The sequence below is a fragment of the Streptomyces sp. cf386 genome, assembly GCF_900103585.1.
Lineage (GTDB): Bacteria > Actinomycetota > Actinomycetes > Streptomycetales > Streptomycetaceae > Streptomyces.
In genome coordinates, this window is record NZ_FNHV01000012.1 from 21068 (window position 1) to 39869 (window position 18802).

Here is an 18802-nt window from a genome sequence, read left to right on the forward strand (position 1 = left end):
CTACCCGCCCGAGGGCAGATCGGTGCGCGGAGCGCTCCCCAGATGCACACCGACCCGCTTGACGAGCAGCGTCATCTCGTACGCGACCAGGCCGACGTCCGAGTCGGCGTCGGAGAGCACCGCGAGGCAGCTGCCGTCACCGGCGGCCGTCACGAACAGGAAGGCGTCGTCGAGCTCGACGACCGTCTGCCGGACGTTGCCCGCCTCGAAGTGACGGCCCACGCCCTTGGCGAGGCTGTGGAAGCCGGACGCGACGGCGGCCAGGTGCTCGCTGTCCTCGCGGGTCAGGTCCTTGGACACCCCGGTCGGCAGGCCGTCGCCGGAGAGGACGAGGGCCTTGCGGATGCTGGCGACGCGGTCCACCAGGTCGTCGAGGAGCCAGTTGAGCTCGCCGGACTGGTTGGTCGCGATGTGGCCGGTCGCCTTTGGTGCGGTCATCGACCGTCCCCCTTAGTCGTTCCCTGTGGTGCTGTGCCGCTGTGGGCGTCATCGCCCGCGGCGTTCTCCTGGCGGCCGCGCTGCCAGCCGCGCTGGAGTGAGGCCATTCGGCTGCGTACCTCGTCCGCGTCCCGCTCGACGAGCTCCGTCCCCTCCTCGGCGCGGCGTGCGGGGCCCTGCTTGAGCTGCGGAGCCAGGTTGGCCTGTCGTACGCGCCGGGGCAGCGGCGCCGAGCCGGGGCCGGTCTCCGGCGGGACGGCGGCCGTGCCCGAGGCGCTGTCGTCGGAGCTGCTCGCGGCGATCGCGGGCCGTCGTGTGCGTCTCGGGAGGGCCACGGGCTCCGGCCGCTCACCACGGTCGTGCCCGGCGGAGGGCGATGTGTCGGCCCGGCCGGCGTTCCGGTCCGGTGTGCCGGGCAGCTCGCCGCGGGCGCCCGTACCGCGACGGCGGGTCGGCAGCGGAGCGAGGCCGTTGGGCTCCGGACGGCTCGGGCCTGTGGAGGGCTCCGGGTCCGCTTCCTCCCGGCGGGAACGCTGCTCGGTGACCGGGCGTCCGTGTGAGCTGACCAGCTTGGGTGTCCTGCGGCGGGGAAGCGGGACGGGGGCGCTCACCTCGTCGTTCGGGTCTGCCCGGTCCGGTCCGCTGTGGATGCCGGAGACCGGGTGGGCGCCGAGCGGGCCTTTCGCCTCGTCCTCCCCATGGGCGAGGGTGCGACGCGGGCGGAAGAGACCGCCGCGTTCGGCGTCCTCTTCGTCGAGCGGGTCCGGGAAGTCACTGAGGGCGTCGAGGTCGACGGATGCCTCCAGCTCGACCGGGCCGTCCAGCAGCGAGGCAGGCAGGCCGGGCACACGGACCGGTACATGGGCGAGGGCGGCGCGGCGCGCCTCCTCCAGCTCGGCCTCCTTCGAGGGCGTGGGTCGGTCCAGGCGGAACCCGATGCCGTTGGTGTCCGGGATGTCGTCGGTGAGCAGCGCGTCGGGGATGAAGACGACGGCGGTGGTGCCGCCGTAGGGAGAGGGCTGCAGCGAGACACGGACGTTCTGCCGCTGGGCGAGCCGGCTGACCACGAACAAACCGAGCCGGTCGGTGTCGGACAGTTCGAACTCGGGCGTCTCGGCGAGTCGGAGGTTGGCATCCAGCAGGGCATCGGCCGCCATGCCGAGGCCGCGGTCGTGGATCTCAAGGGTGAAACCGTTGGCGACCCGCTCGCCCAGGACCTGGACGGCGGTGTGCGGCGGGGAGAACACCGTGGCGTTCTCCAGAAGTTCGGCCACGAGGTGCGTGAGGTCCGCGACGGCCGGGCCCGTGACGGCGACGCGGGGCAGGCGGCGGACCTCGATGCGCTCGTAGTCCTCGACCTCGGCGACGGCGGCCCGCACGACGTCCATGAGCTGGACGGGTTTGCGCCACTGCCTGGAGGGGGCGGCACCCGAGAGGATCACCAGGCCCTCGGCGTGCCGGCGCATTCGGGTGGTCAGGTGGTCGAGGCGGAACAGGTCGGCGAGTTCGTCGGTGTCCTCGGTCCGGCGTTCCATGGTGTCGAGGAGGGTGAGCTGCTTGTGGAGGAGGACCTGGCTGCGGCGGGCGAGGTTGACGAAGACCTCGGAGACACCGGCGCGCAGTTCGGCCTGCTTGACGGCCGCCTCGACGGCGGCGCGCTGCAGGGTGTTGAGGGCTTGGCCGACCTCACCGATCTCGTTCTTGTCGTACTGCAGCCGCGGGACCTCGGTCTCCACGTCGACCTGTTCGCCGGCGGAGAGGCGGCGCATCACGCTGGGCAGTCGCACGCCGGATGCCTCGTGGGCCTCCAGGCGCAGCTGCCGCAGATCGCGGATGAGGCCACGGCCGATGCGCACGGACAGGAAGAGGGAGAGCAGCAGGGCGAGCAGACCGAGGACACCGGCGATGGCCGCCTTCAGGATGACGCCCACGGCGACAGGACTGACGCGGTCCTGATAGCGCGCGCCCGCCTCGTCGTTGAGTTTGCTGAGCTCGTCGAGAACGCTGCCGGCGACGGTGTCCCAGCTCTTGGCGTCGACCGTGCTGGGCCTGCCCGCCTGGGAGGAGATGACGGCCTGTTCGGCGACGCGCAGTGGAGCGGTGGAGGCGTTCCTCCAGAAGCGCTCGAAGCGTTCCCGCTCGGAGGAAGGCAGGTCCGTCAGGCTGATGTCGTACATGAGGGAGCGCTGGGCGACGAGATCGGAGACATCGCGTATCTCTTCGCGCGAAAGCTTCCCGACCACCAGGGCGGAGCTGAGCAACGCGTCCTCGCGGGAGAGCAGTTCGCGGGCGCGGGTCACGTTGAGCAGGGCTCGGGCCTGCTTGTCCATCGCCACGCTGTCGATCCCGTCGAGGGAGCCGAGCAGGGCGTAGCAGGGGTCCACGAGAAGGTTGTACTGGTTGAGGGCCGCGACGCGGGTCACCGTTCCGTCCTCGACACTGCGACGCAGGGGGTTGATGCTGTCGAAGGCGTCCAGGACGGCGGTGAGCCGCTCGCTGTCGCCCTCGTCCAACCCGTCGCGGACATCGGGGTCCTTGGCGTTCTTGCGGATCTCGGCGACGGCGGCGTCGGTGGCGTTCCTGGTCGCCCGCAGTGCCGACAGGGCGTCCGAGGCCCGGCGATCGGCGAGATACACCAGCGCCTGGCGGCGTTCCTGCTGCAGGACGCGGACGGCGTCCTCGGTGGAGTAACCGATCTTCTCGACGAGGGACGACACCGTGAACAGCTGGGCCACACCTCGCCCCGTGAGTACCGTGGCGAAACCCCAGATCGCGGTCAGGGACACCAGCGGCACGAGAAGCAGCGCCACCATCTTCCGGCGGATCGACTTCCCGCGAAAGTGCATGGCCTCCCCCAGCTCAAACCCCCAAGCGGTCAGGGGGCACACCTGTGCGTCAACAATTGGCGCGAGCCTACTACCGACGCACAAGTAACTCGAAGGGACATCCGGAATCTGAACTTCCGCGCCAGTGACGAGACATGGGGAGTTGTCCGGCCATTGCGGGAGATTGCCTCCCGCAAACCCTTGAGGGCCCCGAGAAGCGATCCGGCCGCCCCCTCAGGCCAGTTGGCCGGAAAATTACCCTTCCCGGGAATCTTCGGGACGCGTCGATCGTCCTTCTGTACGGGAAACGGAGGCGAAATGGGCCACAGGAGCCGCATCCCGTCCCCGGGCGGCGTAAAACAGCGCAAGCCGGGCAGCCACTGGGGTGCCGAGTCTTCGGGACGCGGGCGAGCGGTCTGCCGGCGGTGGGGAGTGACACGTGATGGGCACGGCGGAGCGGCAGGAGACGCCCGAGGACGGCGCGACGACGCCTACGACAGCACGGCGCGGCCTCGAAGCGCGGGATCGCGACATTCCCGGGGGCGGACGCGGGGCGACGGGCGACCCAGAGGTTCGGGCGAACGTGAGTGCGGTGAAGGCGCACGACCGTGACGTTTCAGCCAGCTCCGCCGGCGCGGCACCGAAGGGCGGGAGAAGGGCCGCGGCCGTCGACGACAGAGCGGGCCGAGAGCCATCGGCGTACCGGCCGTTGTGGGTGGAGGAGGCCACCCGGCGGCGCCGGATGCCCGATCCGGTGCGCACGGCGGCGGTGCGGGCGGTGCTGATCATCGCGGTGACACTGATCCAGGCCATGGTGGCGTTCCTGTGCACTCTGGCGGAGTCGTGGCTGGCCTTCCCCATGGTGATCAACAGCGTGGTCAGCACGGTGGTGGCCACCTGGGGCGCTCTCGACGTCTGGGTGACCCGGCAGGTGTGGAACCAGCGGCATGGGGTGGTCTCGACACCGAGCAGCACAGCGCGCGTCCTGCGACGCGAGCGGCGCCTGGCGCGGCGCCAGGCGCGGGAAGCCAAGCGGGCGCAGGCGCGAATACGCCGCCGGGGTGGGGCCGGCCAACTGTCGCATTCCTGAGCACGGCGGGACGGCGTCGCGGGGAAAAGCGGGAGACGTAGTACATCTGGCGTGACACATGCCGCTCACAGCAAGGTTGGTTCGATCAACCCGCCTCAGTGATCCCGGCAGCCGCAGGAGCCGCCCTCTCCCCGCCCACCAGGAGTCCGCTCATGTCACCCACGGAGCAGTCAACCAGTCCCCAAAGTCACGACGACGACGAACTCGCCGAGTTCGGCTACCGCCCCGAACTCAGGCGCACGCTCGGCAACTTCCACACCTTCGCCGCCGGGATCAGCTACATCTCGATCCTGACCGGCACGTTCCAGCTGTTCTACTTCGGCTACGCCAGCGGCGGCCCCGCCTACTGGTGGTCGTGGCCGATGGTCTTCGTCGGCCAGTTCATGGTCGCGCTCTGCTTCGCGGAGCTCGCCGCCCGCTACCCCGTGGCGGGGTCGGTCTACAACTGGTCGAAGAAGATCGGCAACCCGCATCTGGGCTGGCTGGCCGGCTGGATGATGCTGATCGCGTCCATCGTGTCCATCTCGGCCGTGGCGCTGGCCTACCAGCTGACGCTCCCCCAGATCTCGTCGGCGTTCCAGTTCGTGGGGGACGGCACCGGCAAGTACGACGTGGCGACCAATGCGGTCCTCCTGGCCGCGGTGCTGATCCTGTTCACCACACTGGTGAACGCCTTCGGCGTGAAGCTGATGGCGAGGATCAACTCGGCGGGTGTGTTCATCGAGTTGATCGCCACCGTCGTACTGATCGTCCTGTTCGCCGTCCACATCACACGTGGCCCACAGGTGGTCCTGGACACGAACGGAACCGGCGCGGACTACGGCACCGGTTACCTCGGCGCGTTCCTCGTGGCCTCGCTGGCGTCCGCGTACGTCATGTACGGCTTCGACACGGCATCCTCGCTCGGTGAGGAGTGCCTGGACCCGTCCCGCAACGCGCCGCGCGCCATCATCCGCGCGGTCGTGGCCTCCTTCGTCCTGGGCGGCCTGATTCTGCTGCTGGCTCTGATGAGCGTCTCCAGCCTCGAGGGCGACAAGCTGTCCACGGACGGCCTGCAGTACGTCGTGCTCGACGTGCTCGGTCCGACGGCCGGCAAGGCGATGCTGTGGTGCGTGCTGATCGCCGTCACCGTGTGCGCCCTGGCAGTCCAAACGGCGGCGATCCGGTTGGCGTTCGCGATGGCCCGGGACAACAATCTGCCGGCGTCCGGGCGACTGGCACGGGTCAGTCCACGTTTCCAGACGCCGGTGCTGCCGACCGTGATCATCGGGATCCTGGCGCTGGCGATCCTGGTGGTCAACATCCGCCAGCCGCAGATCTTCACCGTGGTCACCAGCATCGGCATCATCATGATCTATCTCGCGTACCTCGGTGTCACCGCCCCGATGCTGGTGGCCCGACTGCGTGGGAAGTGGCGGCCCGCGGGTGACGGCAAGTTCTCCCTGGGGCGGTGGGGGCTGCTGGTGAACGTCGTCGCCGTGGTGTGGGGCGTGGGCATGACGGTCAACCTGATCTGGCCGCGCGCCGCGGTCTACAACGCGACGGCCCCCTACCACTGGTATCTGCGCTGGGGCGCGGTGCTGTTCGTCGCGGTCATCGGCGGCGGCGGCTTCGCGTACTACTGGTTCGTCCAGCGGCACAGGACGGGCGTCCTCGCCGAGCACCGCCTGGGCGCCTCGGATGCGAAAGCGGACGCCTGATCAGCCTGTCGTCGGTGCGGGCCGTTTGAACATCCGGGTCGCCGTGATCTCGCTGTGCACCGCTTCCCCGGCCGGGGTCTGCTGCGGCAGTCCCGGCCGGAGGTGTTCCTCGACGCTGATGTACTTCAGCCCGGCGCGGAGGTCGGCGTCGTTGCGCAATCGGATGACCAGCGGAAACTCCGCCAGCGCGGTGGTGTCGAACAGGCCGGTGGTGTAGAGGAGCTGGACACCCAGCGCATCCGACACGGCGCGCTGGAGCTCCAGCAGATAGGTCGCGTTGGCGCGTCCGATCGGGTTGTCCAGGAACAGCGTGCCGGCGTGCCGGTGCTTGTCCCGGCCCCGGTCGTTCGACCGCAGGGCGGCCATCGTGCAGTACAGGGCGATGGCCGCCGTGAGCAGCTGACCGCCGGAGAACACATCACCCATCTGCCCGACGGGCACGCGCTCCGCGCGCAGTACGGCATCCGGCTTGAGGATCTCGACGGCGACGCCCTTCGGCTGAAGAGCCGCGGCGACACCGCGCAGCAGCAGGGACATACCGTCCCGCCTCAGGTCCGAGTTCTTCTTCACCGCTGCCCGCGTCGCCTCGTCGATGACCTCGCCCAGCCGTTCGGTGAGCGTGGCCTGGTCGGGTTCCTCGAAGCGGATGCGGAGGAACTCCTGCCCGGACCACTCGCCGAGCCCCTCGGGCAGCCGGGAGAGCCGCTGGGCGGATCGCAGGGTGGCCAGCGCCGACTCGACCAGCCCGCGGAGCCGGTCCACGATCGAGTCGCGGTTGCGCTCCAGTTGCGCCAACTCGTCGGTGAGGACGCGGAGTCGGGGCGCGAAGGCGTCCGCCCACTTCTGGGCGTGCTCGGGCAGCGCCGAGGCCGGCAGCTCGCGGATCTGCTGGCGAGCGGGGGTGCGGACCTGCTCGTACCGCGTGGAGTTGGCGTGCCGGACGAGCACGTCGCTCGCCTCGCGCACAGCGGCCTCGGCGGCGGACAGGTCGGCGGCGCAGCCGCGCAGCGACCGGCGGGCCTCGGCCGCGGAGTGCCGGGCCTCCTCCAGGGTGCCCGGGTACGGCTCCGGCGTCTCCTGCTCCTCGTCCGGGGCGTGCTCCCGCAGCAGGTCGCGCAGCATCGCGGCGATCTCGTCGAAGCCGCCGGCCGCGTCCTCGGCGGCACGGTGCGCTTCGAGGAGCTCCGCGTGGGCCTCCCGTGCCTGCGTCAACGCCTCGGTGCGGGAGGCGAGTTCGGCGGTCGCCGTGCGCAGCAACGCCTGCGCGTGCTCGGCGTCGCGCGGCTGGAGCTCCTCGGACAGCTCGGTGTGCGCCTCACCGTCCTCGGGCGCGTGCCGCTCTGCCTCACCACGCAGCCGGCCAAGCTGCTCGCTCGCGCTGGACATACGGGTCTCCAGAAGCTGGACCAGCTCCTCGGCACGCGCGGCCGCCGCCTGCCGGGACGGCCCGTCGGAGCCGTCGGGCGACTCCAGCAGCTGCTCGGCCCGGGTACGGACCTTGTTGCTCAGCCGGTCCAGCTCCGCGCGCGCCGCGCTCTCGTCGCTCTCCGCACGGGCCTGCTCGGCGCGCAGGTCGGCGCCGACGCCGACCTTCTCGTACACCTGGGAGGCGGCCCGGTACGCCTCTCGAAGCGCGGGCAAGGACGCCTTTGGGGCATCAGCATCGGTGTCCGGTACGTCGTCGGGGGCGCCCGCGATCTCCGAGCGCTCGGCGCGCAGGGCGCGGGCGGTGCGGCGCGCGTCGTCGGCCGCGCGCTGGGCGGCACGACGGTCCTCGTCGGCGGCGCGGGCGCGCTCCAGGCAGGTCTGGGCGCGGGCCTCGGACTCGGTGGCCTCGTCGGCGAGTTCGCGCACCTTGACCTGCCAACCGGCCCGCTCACGCAGCCGGAAGGCCAGCCCGGCGAGGGCGTCGGCGGCCCGACGGGCCTTCTGCGCGCCCTCCTGACGCTCGTCGCGGACCTGAGCGGCCTCGGCGGCGGCTTCGTCGGCCTCGGCCCGCACGGTCCGTGCCTCGGCCAGCTCTGCCTCGGACTCCTCGGCGAACGCGCGCGTGTCCAGGGCCGCCTGTCCCAGCTCGACCAGCCGTCCGGCCGGGCAGCCCGTCCGCCACGAGGCGAGCCGCGCCGCCAGCTCACGGTCCTTGCCGAGCCGCGCGGCGAGCGTGCGGATCTCCTCGTCCCGCCCGGTCGCCCGCGCGCGCAGGGCGTGCCGCTCCTCGTCGGCGGCGTGCTCGTCGTGCATGGCCGGGTTCGGCGGTACGAGGAATACAGCAGGATTGGGGCCGCCATGCGCGTCGGCGGCCGGGGTCGGGGCGAGCAGGGCGGCTGCCGTACCCACCGCCACGGCCGACCGGGGCAGCAGTGCCGCGTCGCTGAGCACCTCGCGGGCACGCGCGTGCGTGTCCGGGTCGGTGATGATCACACCGTCGACCAGTTCGGGCCGGGCGGCGAGCACGCGCGCGTGGTCGGCGGGGTCGACGGCCTGGGCGAGGTAGCGCCAGCCCGGCAGCGCCGGGATGCCCTGCTCGCCGAGGAACTCCACAGTGGCGAGCACGTCCGGGCCGGGCGGCAGCAGCCCACCGTCACCGAGCGCGCCGAGGATCCGGGAGTCGTCTGCGGCTGCCGTACGCAGCTCGAAGAGCTGCCGCTCGGCGGCGGACACGGCGTCGTCGAGCAGCTCGCGCAGCTCGTCGGCGAAGCGATCGAGCTCCTCCGGGGTGAGGGCGCCTTCGACGGGGACGCTCGGGGCGATCTGCGCGCCGTCACGCGCGGACGCACTCCCCTTGCCGCCATCACCCGTACTCGACCTGCCGTCATCACCCGCGCGCGGCGCCGGCACGGACCCGCGCTTCGCGCCGGAATCGCCGGGCAGGCTGAGCAGTTCCGCGAGCCGCTCCTCCGCCGCCAGCCCCTCGGCGAGGCGGCGCTCGGCGTCGTAAGTGCGCTCGGCGGCGGTTGCGGCGTCCGCCGCGCGGGCGGCCGTCAGCTCCGCGCGGGACTCGGCCGAGGCCGCCTCGCGCGCGTGCTCCGAGGCGTGCCGGGAGGCTTCGCGGGCGGTGTCCCAGGCGGCGACGGCCGTCTTCTCGGCGTCGCTCGCGGCGAGGGCCGCGCGGGCCGGGTCGGCGTCGGGGGCGGTGTTGTCGAGCCAGCCGGCGCGGACGGCCTCGGCGGTCTCCTGCTCGACCTCGGACAGCCGCTGCCGCAGATGCCCGACCTCGCTGCGGGCCCGCTGCGCCTCGGTGGCGGCGGCGGTGGAGTCCCGGTAGGCGGACTCGCCGACCTCCTGGAGCGCCGCGGACCGCTCCTCCCCCTCGTTGGCGAGCGTCTCGGCGCTCTCCACGGCCGCGTGCAGGGCTCGTACGAGATCGACGGCGGCCTTGGCCCGGGCGGCCAGCGCGGGGGCAGCGTCCCGTTCGGCCTCCTGGATCGCGGCGGCCACGCGCGCGACGCGGTCGGCTGCTGCGCGGTGCCGCAGTACGACCTCGGCGGCCTGCCAGGCGGAGTGCAGGGTGCGTGCGTCGGCCAGCTCGCGCTTCTGGGCTGCCGCGGATTTCTCGGCCGCCGCGAGCGCCAACGAGGCGTGCCGGTAGGCCAGTTCGGCCGCGATCAGCGCGCTGCGCTCCCGCGCCGCCTCGGCGTGGGTGACGGCGTACGCGGCGGCGGTGACCCGCTGGGCGAGATCGGCGGCGCGCACACGCTCCTGGACACCCCGTGCGGACAGTCGCCGGGCCAGAGTCCGCGTCCGCCGCTCGGCGCCGGAGTGGATGTCACGCGCGCGTGAGCGAGCCTCGGCGGCCTCCACGATCCGCCCGAGCAGATCGACGGACCCGGCGGTGAAGTCCCGTTCGGCGATCAGCTCGGCGCGCCGGCCCAGCTTGTTCCCGAACCCGCTGACCAGATCGGCGAGGCCGTCGGTGTCGCGCGTGTCCGTCACGGCCCGCAGCAGCAGGTCGGTGAAGTCGGAGTCCTTCTTGACCGCGAAGAGGCCGGCCGCCTCACCCTCGTCGGCGTTCATCTCCCGCTGGTAGCGGAAGAGTTCGGGGTCGAGGCCGAGGTCGCCGAGGTGCTCGATCCAGCGGTCGTGGATCTCCTCCCAGTGGACCTCCAGATGCGGATACGCCTTGCCCGCCTCGGTGACGGCGTCCCGGAAGCCCTTCATGGTGCGACGGCGCCCCTGCGCGCCCGACTGGCCCTCGACGGTGGGCCGTACGGCGGTGGACTCGGCGACGGGCAGGTTGTCCAGGCTCAGGCCGGGCCCCGGCCGGAAGGAGTACCAGGCCTCGGCGAACTTCCGCGGGTCGTTGGAGACCTGACGCCCGCGCCACTCGCTGACCTTGCCGACCACGACGCACTCGCCGGTGAGCGTGTGCTGCCACTCCAGCGCGACATGCCCGCAGTCGTCTGCGAGCAGGAACTTCCGCAGCACGCCGGAGCTGGCGCCGCCAAGGGTGTTGCGGTGGCCCGGCAGCATCACGGAGAAGATCAGCTTGAGCAGAACCGACTTCCCGCCGCCGTTCTCCAGGAAGAGCACCCCGGCGGGCGCCGGTCGGCGCGGCGGACCGACGGGCTCCTCCTCGAAGAACTCCGCCTGCGTCGGCGCGGGGTCGGGCACGGGCTCGCCCACACCGCGCAGATCCAGCACGGTGTCGGCATAGCGCGCACCGGCCGGTCCGATGGAGTAGAGGCGGACCCGGGACAGCTCGTACATGGCGGACTCTCGTAAGTCTTCGTCAGATCGGGGAAGTTCGGGGCGGGGCGTTTCAGGCGGAGTGGAACGGCAGCCCGGCGTCGGCCACCAGTTCCAGGTCGTCGGTTTCCTCGGCGGGCAGCAGGGTCGGCGTGCCGTCGGTGACCGGGACTACGCCCAGCTCCAGCAGCTCGGCCATGGCGGCGGTGCCCGCCATGTCACGCACCTGCAGCTGGTAGCGGGCCGTCGTGCGGTACGTACCGCCGTTGTCGTCGCCCGTCCGCTGAAGGAAGCCGGAGTCGGTGAGGAAGGCCACCGCCTTGCCGATGATGCCGGTCGTGGAGCCCGCGAGCCGACGCGCGTCCTTGGTGGCGCCGGTGGCGCTGCGTCTGACCCAGATCCGCCACGCGGCCTCCAGCCCCGGCGCGTCCGTCGCGGGGTCGGTGTTCTCCCCCTGCTCGGCCGCCCGTTCCTCCAGCCGCCGGCATGCCTGCCGTACGAAGGCGTCGACGCCGTTGACCGTGACGCGCCCGATGTATCCGTCGTCGGCGAGGTCCTCGGGCCGCGGGAATGCCATGGCGGCGACGGCGAGATGCGCCAGCCCGTGCAGGAACCGGTCGCTGCCGTCGGCCGACGTACGACGCGCGTAGTCCCCCATGCGCACGGCGAACACCGAGTCCTCTGCGGCCGTCACGGCCATCCCCGCGCGCGGGGACACCTCCAGCACGACCAGTCCGAGCCCGGCGGCCACCGCGTCCGCGAGCCGCGCGAACGGCGGGTCCTCGCGGTAGCGGCGCAGCAGATCCGCGTACTCCTGGTCGCGCGCGGGCTGCAACTTCGGCTGCAGTCCGAAGGCGACGAGCCGGGCCGCGTCGGCGGCGTCGGCGGGCGTGACGGTGGCGGTCGCCGACAGGGCGGGGGCCTCCGGGTCACTCCGATCGACGTGCTCGGTCACGGTTTCGGCTCCTTGCTGCGGTGGTGCTCGTACGTACGGTTGTCGGTGGGCCTCATGCTGCTTCCGTCCGGTCGGCGGCCATCCCGGCCGCGTCCAGCAGCGCCGTGCCCACGATCAGGTCGGCCCCGCCGAACTCGGGATCATCCAGCTCCGTCCCGTCGTCCACGGCGAACAGCAGCTTCTCCTCGCCCTGCCGATAGGCGGTTCCGACCGGTGGACTCGCCGCGTGAACCGCCATCAACGCCACGAGATACGGGAGTTCCGGGTCCTGGAGACGCGCCTGCGCCAACAGACCCGACAACCGGCGCGGCGCATCGGCCGGCAGGTCCAGCAGATCCGTCGCCGCGGCCAACTGCTCCTCGCTGAACCGGCTGTCGTCCGGCGTCGCGATGAGGTCGGGCTCGGGCATCTCGGCACCGAGGTGCTCCCGCTCCACGGGCGGCGTCAGCAGTATGTCCACGAGATCACCGACCCGCACGGACACCGGCGTACGCAGGCCCGTCCCGCGCGCGAAGAAGGCGTCCGTGACCCGGACGGCCTGCTCCAGGGGCAACGGCAGGAGGGGGGCGACGAGATGGCCGTACAGATCTGTCCCCGACGTCGTCATGGGCGCCGCGAAGGCCTGTCGGTCCTGCTCGGCGCGGAACAGGGGGCCGGCCTCCAGCAGGCGGGACTGCAGCTGGGTGTGGCGTCGGATGCAGTCCTTGACGATGTCGACGAGCTCGGCGGCGCGGCGCTTGTGCTCCGGGTCCTCCGACTCGTCGCGGGCCTTGCGGATGTTGGTGAGGATCGCGTTCTCGTGGCGGTACCGGTCGGCGACGTGGTCGAGGGCCTCGGCGATCATGTCCGGCACGGCGTTCATCCAGTCGACCGCCCGGACATTGCGGCGGGTCGCGTCCAGGGCCCGGCGAAGCGTCTCCGAGTACTGCACGGTCCGGTACCGGGCCTGCTCGGCGGCCAGCTGCGCGTCGGCGAGGCGGCCGCGGTTGATCAGGACCTCCAGCTTGACCTCGGCGGCGATCTGCGCGCTGGTCACGTCGGTGTCGAGGGCGCCGACGAGGACGTTGACCGCCTCGTCCGTCGTACGGAGGTACACCGTGCCGCCCGGCCCCGGCACCTCCTCGATCAGCTTGAAGTCGTAGTCACGGCGGACATAGCTGCCGTCCGGCGCGAATGTGCCGTATACGGCCCGGAAGCCGCGGTCCACACTGCCGACGTTGATCAGGTTCTCCAGGACCCAGCGGGCCACCCGCTCGTGCTCGGCGACGGGACGCTGCGCGGCCTGGGCGGCAATGCGCGGGATGAGCCGGGCGACGATCTGGTCATGGTCGGCGCCGGTGTCGAAGTCCATGTTGAGGGTGACCAGATCGATGGCGGCGAGCGCCACCTCCGCCATGCCGTAGACCGAGTACTCGCCCGCGAGGTTGGCCTTGCGCGCATCGAGGTCGTGCAGCGGCGCGGTGCAGGCGAGCGCGCGCAGCCGCCGCGCCAGTCCCTCGTCGGCGGCCGGGCCCGGAGCTGGGCGCGGCCCCGCGCTGAGCTGGGGCGGAACACGGTCCGTCGATGCGGGTGAAGTCACGATGCACAGACTAGGTCCTAGGTCTGACAACGACCCAAACGAACGCGTACCGCCGGGAGCCCGAAGCGCAGGGCATGGCCCTACGGGGCGCTCACCCGTCGCCGGTAGACCTCCACGACCCGCTCCAGCGAGTCGTCGAGATAGACCGCGAGCAGCATCTCGGCCTCACCCTTGTCGCCCGCCTCCAGGGCCCGGAGGATCTCCCGGTTGCGTGCGAGGTACGGCTCGTGCAGCCGGTGCGGATCGTCCACGATGTGGAAGGCCAGCCGCAGCTCGGCGAAGACGCTGCGCATCAGCTCGTCGGTACGGGCGCTCCCGGCGAGGGAGACCAGCTCCCGGTGGAAGTGGATATTGGCCGTCCCCAGCCCTTTCCAGTCACCTTCGCGCACCGCGCGCTGCCCATCGGAGACGGCTTCGGCGGGCCCCTCCAGGGGGTACGGCGGTTCGCCGAGACCGCGTACGACGGCGCACTCGACAAGCCGTCGGGTGCGGTAGATGTCTTCGACGTCCTCCACCGCCAGGACCCGTACGAACACGCCCCGGTTCAGTTCGTGGACGAGCAGCCGTTCATGGGTGAGCAGCCGGAACGCCTCGCGCAGTGTGTTGCGGGACACACCGAGCGCCCCTCCGATGCTGTCCTCGGACAGCCGGGTGCCGGGCGGGAAGAAGCCCTCGGCGATGCGGCTTCTGAGGATGTCCGAGACCCGCTCCGCCGTGCTCGTGCGCCCCAGGAGGGCACGGTCGTCGGCCAGTCCGCCCAGCTGCTCTGCCATGCCCGGAATTCAACCGCAGACACGAGAACGAAACAACACGGGTATTGAAGGATCGTTCAACGATCCTCTACCTTGCTGCTCACCCGTTCAGCTCAGTTCCGCACCCTCCGTCCCCTCACTGCGAGGTGCCCATGAGCACGACCCCTCCACCGCAGGCCCTGCCGGACACCCACCCCACCACTGACGAACGCGCCGCCGACGACGGCGCGTTCGCCTGGCTGCGCGCCCTGGGTCCGCGCGGCCGCCGCGCCTTCGCAGGCGCTTTCGGCGGCTATGCCCTGGATTCGTACGACTACTTCACACTGCCCCTGAGCATGGTGGCCCTGGCCGCGTACTTCGGCCTGGACAGCGGCCAGACCGGCCTCTTCACCACCGTCACGCTCGTGGTCTCCGCGATCGGCGGCGCTCTCGCGGGCGTACTGGCCGACCGGATCGGCCGGGTCAAGGCGCTGATGATCACGGTGATCACCTACGCGGTCTTCACCGTCGCCTGCGGCTTCGCGCCCAACTACGAGACGCTGCTGGTCTTCCGCGCCCTCCAGGGCCTCGGCTTCGGCGGCGAGTGGGCGGTCGGCGCGATCCTCGTCGCCGAGTACGCGAGCGCCAAGCACCGGGGCCGCACGCTCGGCGCGATCCAGAGCTCGTGGGCCGTCGGCTGGGCGCTCGCCGCGATCATGTACACGCTGGTCTTCTCGCTCGTCGACGAGGACCTGGCCTGGCGCGTGATGTTCTGGACCGGCGCGCTGCCCGCGCTGCTCGTCATCTGGATGCGGCGCCGTGTGCACGACGCGCCCGAGGCGGTGGCCGTGCGGGAACAGAGCGCCCAGAAGGGCACGTTCACGGCGATCTTCAAGCCCGGCCTGCTGCGTACGACGATCTTCGCAGGACTGCTCTCCACCGGCGTCCAGGGCGGCTACTACACCCTCGCCACCTGGGTGCCCACGTATCTGAAGACCGAGCGGAACCTGTCGGTCGTCGGCACCGGCGGCTATCTGACGTTCCTGATCTCGGGTGCCTTCATCGGCTATCTGACCGGCGGTTACCTCACCGACCGGCTGGGCCGCCGGCGCAACATCTGGCTGTTCGCGCTGCTGTCGGCGGTCTGCATCCTGGCGTACGCGAACATCCCCAGCGGCGCCAACACCCTGCTCCTGGTGCTCGGTTTCCCGCTCGGGTTCTGTATGTCGGCGATCTTCAGCGGCTTCGGTTCGTACCTGAGCGAGCTGTACCCGACGGCCGTACGCGGCACGGGACAGGGCTTCACGTACAACACCGGCCGCGCGGTGGGCGCCATCTTCCCCACCACGGTCGGCTTCCTGGCCGACAGCTGGGGCGTGGGCGGTGCGCTGGTCTTCGGCGCGATCGGCTACGGCATCGCCGCACTGGCCCTGCTCGGGCTGCCGGAGACGCGCGGGAAGGAGCTGGTGTGAACCGTACGGAGAACCGCCCCCTCACCGTGGTGGCCGATGACCAGCGACTCACCGCCGCAAGAGACGACCTGCCGCTCACCCTCGTCGACGAGCACGCGCACGCGTGGAGCCCGAAATCGGCACGCGCCCGCTTCCGGGAGGGCCTTACGGGCCCCACGGCCGGGGTCGCGGCGGGGCACACCCAGGTCAACCTGATCTCGGTGCCCGCCGACTGGGCGTACGAGATGCTGCTGTTCTGCCAGCGCAACCCCAAGCCCTGCCCGGTCCTCGACGTCACGGACGCCGGCTCCTGGACGACCCCACTCGCCGAGGGCGCCGACCTGCGTACCGATCTGCCGCGCTACCGGGTGTGGCGGGACGGCGAGTTGGTGGACGAGCCGAGGGACGTACGCGAGCACTGGCGGGACGATCTGGTGTCGTTCCTGATCGGGTGCAGCTTCACCTTCGAGTGGGCGCTGGCCGAGGCGGGCGTGCCGATCCGCCACGTCGAGCAGGGCCGCAACGTCCCGATGTACCTGACCAACCGTCAGTGCCGTCCGGCGGGGCGGCTGCACGGCCCGATGGTGGTGTCGATGCGCCCGGTGCCGCCGCGGCATCTGGCGGCGGCGCTGCGGGAGACCGGCCTCCTGCCGGCGGTGCACGGCAGCCCCGTGCACTGCGGCGATCCGTCGGCACTCGGCATCGCGGACCTCGGCCGCCCCGACTTCGGCGATCCGGTGGACGCCGAGCCGGACGACATCCCGTTGTTCTGGGCCTGCGGAGTGACCCCGCAGGCCGCGGTGATGGCTTCGCGTCCGCCGTTCGCCATCACTCACGCACCGGGCCAGATGTTCCTGACCGACGCCCGCGACGAGCAGTACCGCATCGCCGACGTCGCCTGACACAAAACACAGACGTCGCCGGACACAAAGCAAGTCGCCCGACCCGAGCCTCCTGAAGGGCCCATGACCTCCATCGATCTCAACGCCGACCTCGGCGAGGGCTTCGGCCGCTGGCAGCTCACCGACGACGAACGGCTGCTGTCGGTCGTCACCAGTGCCAACGTGGCGTGCGGCTTCCACGCCGGGGACGCGGCCACCATGCGGCGGGTGTGCGAGCAGGCGGCCGAGCGCGGGGTGCGGATCGGCGCCCAGGTCTCCTACCGGGACCTGGCCGGGTTCGGGCGGCGAGCGATGGACGTGCCGCCCGCCGAGCTGGCGGCCGAAGTGGCCTACCAGATCGGCGCCCTGGAGGTCTTCGCGCGGGCGGCGGGCACGCGCGTGTCGTATGTCAAGCCGCACGGCGCGCTCTACAACCGCGTCGTGCACGACGAGGAGCAGGCCGGCGCGGTCGTCGAGGGCGTGCTCCTGGCGGACGCCACGCTGCCCGTGCTCGGCCTGCCCGGCTCGCGGTTGCTGGAGCTGGCCGCGAAGTCCGGGCTGCCGGCCGTCACGGAGGCGTTCGCGGACCGCGCGTACACCGAGCGGGGCACGCTCGTGCCGCGTGGCCAGGAGGGCGCCGTGGTCACCGACCCGGATGCCGTCGTGGAGCGTTCGGTGGGCCTGGCCCGCACGGGCGTGGTCACCTCCCACTCCGGAGTTCCGGTGGACGTACGCGCGCGTTCCCTGTGCCTGCACGGTGACACGCCGGGCGCCGTCGAGCTGTCCCGCCGGGTGCGGGCTCGGCTGGAGGAGTCGGGGGTCCGGGTGGAGGCCTTCGTATGAGGGCGCTGCCCGTCGGCGACGACGCCCTGCTCGTCGAGGTGTCCTCGGGCGAGGAGGCCCAGGCGCTGCACGCGGAGCTGCTGCGACGCCGAGCCGAGGGCTCGCTGTCGGTCCGCGAGATCGTTCCCGCGGCCCGGACGGTCCTCCTGGACGGCGTCGTCGACCCGGTCCGCGTCGCCGCCGAACTGGCCACGTCCGAAGTGCCGCCCGCTCCCCCACGCGCGGGTGTGGTCGTCGAACTCCCGGTGCGCTACGACGGCCCGGACCTGGCCGACGTCGCCGCGCAGTGGGGCGTCTCCCCGCACGAGGTGGCCCGTGTCCACGCGGACACCGAGTTCAGTGTCGCCTTCTGCGGCTTCGCACCCGGCTTCGGCTATCTCACCGGTCTACCGCCGCGCTACGACGTCCCTCGCCGGGCCACTCCGCGCACGGCCGTCCCTGCGGGTGCGGTGGCGCTCGCGGGCCCGTACACGGGCGTGTACCCGCGCTCGTCGCCGGGTGGCTGGCAGCTGATCGGCACCACGGACACCGTGCTGTGGGACCACACGCGTGTGCCGGCCGCGCTGCTGTCACCGGGCACGCGCGTGCGCTTCGTTCCGGTGGGGAGCTCATGACCGACCGCGCGCTCTCCGTCGTCCGCGCCGGGGCGCTCACCACCGTGCAGGACCTCGGCCGTCCCGGACACGCCCACCTGGGCGTGCCGCGTTCGGGTGCCCTGGACGGGCCGGCGGCGGCTCTCGTCAACCGGCTGGTCGGCAACGCCCCCGAGGCGGCCGTACTGGAGACCACGCTCAACGGCTGCACGGTGCGGCCCCGTTCGGCGGTCACCGTGGCGGTCGGCGGCGCGCCCTGCCGGGTCACGGTGGACGGACGCCCGGTCGCCTGGGGCGCTTCGGTGCGGGTGCCCGATGGCGCACTCCTGGATGTGGGCGCGGCCCTCTCGGGCGTACGGAGTTATGTGGGCGTCTCCGGCGGAATCACCGTCGAACCGGTCCTGGGCAGCCGCTCCACGGATCTGCTGTCCGGACTCGGTCCACCGCCCCTCACGGACGGCGCGGTGCTGCCCCTGGGACAACCGACGCCGCTCCACGCGCGCGTGGACGTCGCTCCGCAGCCGGCGCCCCCCGCCGAGCTCGTCCTGCATGTGACGCCGGGTCCGCGCGACGACTGGTTCACGCCCGGTGCCGTGCGTGCCTTCACCTCCCGCGTGTACAGCGTCTCCCCCGCGAGCAACCGCATCGGGCTGCGCACCGAGGGCCCCGCCCTGGAACGGGCGCTCACCCGCGAACTCCCCAGCGAGGGCGTGGTCCTGGGCGCGGTCCAGGTGCCGCCCGACGGCCGGCCGGTGGTGTTCCTGGCCGACCATCCGACCACGGGCGGCTACCCGGTGATCGCCGTCGTCCGCGCGGCCGACCTCCCGGCCGCAGCCCAGGCGGTACCGGGCACCCCGGTCCGCTTCGTGGCCGTACGCCGTCGCTGACGGCCGCCACATCCCGCCACGCACGCGTGCGCTACGCCGCCTCCGGTGCGGGCTGCTGCTTGGGGACCGCGCGCTGTCCGGGCACGGGCACGGGCACCGACAGTCCGTCCGGCAGGGACAGTTGCTCGGACACCAAGCGGCGT

General features: G+C 72.0%; 13 protein-coding genes. 7 read left to right on the forward strand and 6 right to left on the reverse strand.

Features of this window, described 5'->3' with window-relative positions:
• Both BLU79_RS28600 and BLU79_RS28605 read right to left on the reverse strand, forming a co-directional pair.
• Entirely contained in the window at positions 1–438 is a 438-nt protein-coding gene (locus BLU79_RS28600) for a roadblock/LC7 domain-containing protein (RefSeq protein ID WP_093908820.1), read from the reverse strand.
• On the reverse strand, positions 435–3284 hold the full coding sequence (locus tag BLU79_RS28605; protein ID WP_093908821.1) for a sensor histidine kinase: 2850 nt from the start codon (positions 3282–3284) through the stop codon (positions 435–437). Before BLU79_RS28605 ends, BLU79_RS28600 begins: the two co-directional genes overlap by 4 nt.
• Before the next feature lie 421 nt (positions 3285–3705).
• Here BLU79_RS28605 and BLU79_RS28610 point away from each other — a divergent pair, with 421 nt between their 5' ends.
• Positions 3706–4353 (forward strand): hypothetical protein, encoded by a 648-nt coding sequence (locus tag BLU79_RS28610; RefSeq protein WP_093909081.1) that lies wholly within the window; start codon positions 3706–3708, stop codon positions 4351–4353.
• A gap of 152 nt (positions 4354–4505) precedes the next feature.
• Entirely contained in the window at positions 4506–6053 is a 1548-nt protein-coding gene (locus tag BLU79_RS28615; RefSeq protein WP_093908822.1) for an APC family permease, read from the forward strand.
• Here the strand turns inward: BLU79_RS28615 and BLU79_RS28620 are convergent, their stop codons facing one another.
• From BLU79_RS28620 to BLU79_RS28635, 4 genes are all read right to left on the reverse strand, one after another.
• Positions 6054–10760, reverse strand: coding sequence for a hypothetical protein (locus BLU79_RS28620; RefSeq protein WP_093908823.1), 4707 nt, complete (start codon positions 10758–10760; stop codon positions 6054–6056).
• A 52-nt stretch (positions 10761–10812) separates the two neighbouring features.
• Complete coding sequence (locus tag BLU79_RS28625; RefSeq protein ID WP_093908824.1) at positions 10813–11694, reverse strand: hypothetical protein; 882 nt, start codon at positions 11692–11694, stop codon at positions 10813–10815.
• 52 nt (positions 11695–11746) lie between these two features.
• Positions 11747–13273, reverse strand: a complete 1527-nt coding sequence (locus BLU79_RS28630; RefSeq protein WP_093908825.1) for a hypothetical protein — start codon at positions 13271–13273, stop codon at positions 11747–11749.
• 80 nt (positions 13274–13353) lie between these two features.
• Positions 13354–14046, reverse strand: a complete 693-nt coding sequence (locus BLU79_RS28635) for a GntR family transcriptional regulator (RefSeq protein ID WP_093908826.1) — start codon at positions 14044–14046, stop codon at positions 13354–13356.
• Between the two features lie 131 nt (positions 14047–14177).
• Between BLU79_RS28635 and BLU79_RS28640 the strand changes: the two genes are divergently transcribed.
• The 5 genes from BLU79_RS28640 to BLU79_RS28660 all read left to right on the forward strand — a co-directional run bounded on the left by BLU79_RS28640 (position 14178) and on the right by BLU79_RS28660 (position 18659).
• A complete protein-coding gene (locus BLU79_RS28640; protein WP_093908827.1) occupies positions 14178–15476 on the forward strand; it encodes an MFS transporter in 1299 nt (432 codons plus the stop codon).
• Positions 15477–15505: 29 nt separating this feature from the next.
• The gene (locus BLU79_RS28645; protein WP_093909082.1) at positions 15506–16357 is read left to right on the forward strand and encodes a putative hydro-lyase; all 852 of its coding nucleotides are present in this window, start codon (positions 15506–15508) and stop codon (positions 16355–16357) included.
• 63 nt (positions 16358–16420) lie between these two features.
• Entirely contained in the window at positions 16421–17179 is a 759-nt protein-coding gene (locus BLU79_RS28650; protein ID WP_093908828.1) for a LamB/YcsF family protein, read from the forward strand.
• A complete protein-coding gene (locus BLU79_RS28655) occupies positions 17176–17793 on the forward strand; it encodes a 5-oxoprolinase subunit B family protein (RefSeq protein ID WP_093908829.1) in 618 nt (205 codons plus the stop codon). Before BLU79_RS28650 ends, BLU79_RS28655 begins: the two co-directional genes overlap by 4 nt.
• Positions 17790–18659, forward strand: a complete 870-nt coding sequence (locus tag BLU79_RS28660) for a 5-oxoprolinase subunit C family protein (RefSeq protein WP_093908830.1) — start codon at positions 17790–17792, stop codon at positions 18657–18659. Before BLU79_RS28655 ends, BLU79_RS28660 begins: the two co-directional genes overlap by 4 nt.
• Positions 18660–18802: the final 143 nt, after the last annotated feature.

What these genes read in the sequence shown, in the direction of transcription:
- BLU79_RS28600 (WP_093908820.1), bottom strand. Translation starts at nt 438, where the DNA reads ATGACCGCACCAAAGGCGACCGGCCACATCGCGACCAACCAGTCCGGC.
- BLU79_RS28605 (WP_093908821.1), bottom strand. Translation starts at nt 3,284, where the DNA reads ATGCACTTTCGCGGGAAGTCGATCCGCCGGAAGATGGTGGCGCTGCTT.
- BLU79_RS28610 (WP_093909081.1), top strand. Translation starts at nt 3,706, where the DNA reads ATGGGCACGGCGGAGCGGCAGGAGACGCCCGAGGACGGCGCGACGACG.
- BLU79_RS28615 (WP_093908822.1), top strand. Translation starts at nt 4,506, where the DNA reads ATGTCACCCACGGAGCAGTCAACCAGTCCCCAAAGTCACGACGACGAC.
- BLU79_RS28620 (WP_093908823.1), bottom strand. Translation starts at nt 10,760, where the DNA reads ATGTACGAGCTGTCCCGGGTCCGCCTCTACTCCATCGGACCGGCCGGT.
- BLU79_RS28635 (WP_093908826.1), bottom strand. Translation starts at nt 14,046, where the DNA reads ATGGCAGAGCAGCTGGGCGGACTGGCCGACGACCGTGCCCTCCTGGGG.
- BLU79_RS28640 (WP_093908827.1), top strand. Translation starts at nt 14,178, where the DNA reads ATGAGCACGACCCCTCCACCGCAGGCCCTGCCGGACACCCACCCCACC.
- BLU79_RS28650 (WP_093908828.1), top strand. Translation starts at nt 16,421, where the DNA reads ATGACCTCCATCGATCTCAACGCCGACCTCGGCGAGGGCTTCGGCCGC.
- BLU79_RS28655 (WP_093908829.1), top strand. Translation starts at nt 17,176, where the DNA reads ATGAGGGCGCTGCCCGTCGGCGACGACGCCCTGCTCGTCGAGGTGTCC.
- BLU79_RS28660 (WP_093908830.1), top strand. Translation starts at nt 17,790, where the DNA reads ATGACCGACCGCGCGCTCTCCGTCGTCCGCGCCGGGGCGCTCACCACC.